The organism is Sphingomonas sp. PP-CC-1A-547, assembly GCF_003610375.1.
Classification (GTDB): Bacteria; Pseudomonadota; Alphaproteobacteria; order Sphingomonadales; family Sphingomonadaceae; genus Sphingomonas.
In genome coordinates this window covers 1-1,437 of sequence record NZ_RAPZ01000009.1, presented here as the reverse complement: position 1 = coordinate 1,437, position 1,437 = coordinate 1, and the positions used below count along the sequence as shown (strand labels likewise).

At 58.9% G+C, this 1,437-nt stretch carries 3 protein-coding genes; all 3 read right to left on the bottom strand.

What is annotated here, in order from left to right; translation table 11 throughout:
* A partial coding sequence (locus C8J39_RS00675) for a PAS domain-containing protein (RefSeq protein ID WP_259457482.1) occupies positions 1 to 341 on the bottom strand: 341 nt, incomplete at its 3' end.
* A 260-nt stretch (positions 342 to 601) separates the two neighbouring features.
* Positions 602 to 1,066, bottom strand: a complete 465-nt coding sequence (locus C8J39_RS00670; RefSeq protein ID WP_120298915.1) for a response regulator — start codon at positions 1,064 to 1,066, stop codon at positions 602 to 604.
* A partial coding sequence (locus C8J39_RS00665; protein ID WP_165895387.1) for a sensor histidine kinase occupies positions 1,066 to 1,437 on the bottom strand: 372 nt, incomplete at its 5' end. The genes C8J39_RS00670 and C8J39_RS00665, both read right to left, overlap by 1 nt.

The following is a 1,437-nucleotide window of genomic DNA, read 5'->3' as shown; positions in this document are numbered from 1 at the left end:
CGTTCCAACTGCAACAGCCCGTGCCGCTCGAGCGTGACATCGAGCTGAGATGCCACGAAGTAGCGTAGGCTGCCGGTCGCGTCATGCACGGGCGCGACCATGAGGCGGTTCCAGAACGGCGTGCCATCACGACGGTGATTCAGGAGGTCGATATCAATCGGCTCGCGGCTAGCGACCGCATCCTTCATGCGCTGGACGTCGGCCTGATCGGTCAACGGTCCCTGCATGAAGCGGCAGTTCCGGCCGACGACCTCGACCGCCGAGAACCCCGTCAAAGCCTCGAACGCACGATTGACGTAAACCAGCGGGTTATCCGGTAGCGTTGGATCGCTGACGACCATCGGCGTAATGCAGTGATCGAACGCCGCAACGAAGGGGTCATGCTCGTTGAGGCGGGACGCAAATGCGTCGACAGCCTCGCGTACGACATCTGAGGCATCGTGCGGTCGAATAGGCGAAGGCGGGAATGGCTGACGGTCCAAAGCAGGAACGTCCTAGCGGTAAGACGTTGATGGATCAACGTAATCGGAATTTTGTAGAACTTTTGTCATCTGTCGTCCCACCTCGTGAGGCCATGCGATTGTCGGTTATCACCCGGAAATCAGCGGCTAGTCTGGGACCACTCTGCGGCAAACGCGGGTGCTGCAATGAAGCTCGCCGGCTGCGGGGATACGGGCGGCGGATCGCAGACACCCTCTTCGATGTAGCGCATTGCAGACATCAGACCATTCCGGGAGAAGGGCTTGGGTATGACGCCATGGCCACCGGCAAAGTCGGCTGGGATCTTAAGTGGGTTTGCAGTGACGAAGACGACTATCGCGTCCGCCCATCGCTTCCGGATTAGTGCACAGACATCCAGGCCGCTGGTGCCTTTCGCAAGCTGTATGTCGACAAAAGCCAGGTCCGGATGGAGATCGCTTGCCAGGTCTTCAACTTCGTAGAGAGACGCGGCCTCGCCGACGACACGGTGACCGGCGTCTTCGATCATCGCTTCGATATCCATGGCCAAAAGAGCTTCGTCCTCGACGATCAGCACATTCAACGGCGGTTGGGCACGTACACTCATTAATCGTCCACCGGGAATGAGAGAGATACACGAACCCCGGGGGCGGCGTCGGACCACATGACGTCGGCCCTGACTTGCTTGGCGAGGCGGGAGATAAGCATCTTGCCAATGCCGTCCGGCTGAACGTCATTGCTGGCTAGCCCATGGCCATCATCGGTGATTTCGATCAGGGCATTATTGCCTTCCAGGGCGGTGCGGACAGAAATCGTACCGGCTCGCCCGTTGGCAAATGCATGCTTGATGGCGTTGGTCGCTATCTCGTTGAGGATTAACCCAAGCGATGCCGCCTTACTGGACGGCACCTCTATTTGCGAAATGTTCGAAACCAGCTTGATGTCGTCGCGTCGGCTGGCACCAACGACGTCGCCGAT